This is a genomic window from Aeromonas sp. HMWF015 (assembly GCF_963878965.1).
In the GTDB taxonomy this organism is placed as follows: domain Bacteria; phylum Pseudomonadota; class Gammaproteobacteria; order Enterobacterales; family Aeromonadaceae; genus Aeromonas; species Aeromonas veronii.
Genome location: NZ_CAWNZT010000187.1, coordinates 1 through 1,197, shown reverse-complemented (window position 1 = coordinate 1,197; position 1,197 = coordinate 1). Strand labels below are relative to the sequence as shown.

Below are 1,197 nucleotides of genomic sequence, written 5' to 3'. Positions count from 1 at the left end.
CGCCTTGAGGTCAGGACCCACTTCACGCTGGGTCGAGTTCTGGCCAGCGTAAGTGGTCTCGGTCACACAGCCTGGCAGCGCGCAGAGCGCTGCCACTACGATCAATGTACGTGTATCCATTCCCTGTCTATACAATGGCTTAGCATTTAAACCATTTTGACGGAAATCCCATCCTGTTGCATCCGATTTTTGATAGTTCGCTTGGTACGGTCAATCACGTCACCCACCAGCTGACCACAGGCGGCATCAATGTCATCACCACGGGTCTTGCGGACAATCACGGTGAAACCGTACTCCATCAGCACCTTGGAGAAGCGATCGATACGACTATTGCTCGGCTTGCCGTAAGGGTTGCCCGGGAAGGGGTTGAACGGGATCAGATTGATCTTGCTCGGGGTGTCCTTGAGCACCTTGGCCAGCTCGTGAGCATGCTGCATATCGTCATTGATATGATCGAGCAGCACATATTCGACGGTCACCCGACCACCGTTGGCATTGGATTTGGCCAGGTAACGACGGACACCGGCGAGGAACTCCTCGATATTGTACTTGTCGTTGATCGGCATGATCTCTGAACGCAACTTGTCGTTAGGGGCATGCAGGGAGATAGCCAGCGCCACGTCGATCTGGTCACCCAGCTTGTCCAGCGCAGGTACCACGCCAGAGGTGGAGATGGTCACCCGGCGCTTGGAGATGCCAAAGCCGTAGTCATCCATCATCAGACGCATGGCGGGCACCACGTTGGCGAGGTTGAGCAGCGGCTCGCCCATCCCCATCATCACCACGTTGGTGATGGGACGCTTGCCACCGACCACGCGGGCCGCACGCCACACCTGACCGATGATCTCGGAGACTTTCAGATTGCGGTTGAAGCCTTGTTGAGCCGTGGAGCAGAACTTGCACTCCAGCGCACAGCCAACTTGAGAGGAGACGCAGAGGGTCGCGCGGTCATCTTCCGGGATGTAGACGGTCTCTACCTCCTGATCGCCCACCTGCAGAGCCCACTTGATGGTGCCATCGGCAGAGCGCTGCTCGCGGCTGATCTCGGGCGCCTTGATCTCGGCGATCGCCTTGAGGCGCTCTTTGAGCACCTTGTTGACGTTGGTCATCTGATCGAAATCATCACACCCAAAGTGATAGATCCACTTCATGACCTGATCTGCCCGGAATGGCTTCTCGCCCAGTTCGACGAAAAAG

General features: G+C 56.8%; 1 protein-coding gene and 1 pseudogene. Both read right to left on the bottom strand.

The features are described 5' to 3' along the window. Positions 1-135 (bottom strand): annotated as a pseudogene (locus AACS18_RS09820) (type IV pilus biogenesis/stability protein PilW); the annotation flags it as partial. Between the two features lie 11 nt (positions 136-146). Beyond that, a partial coding sequence (locus AACS18_RS09815; RefSeq protein WP_108614209.1) for a bifunctional tRNA (adenosine(37)-C2)-methyltransferase TrmG/ribosomal RNA large subunit methyltransferase RlmN occupies positions 147-1,197 on the bottom strand: 1,051 nt, incomplete at its 5' end.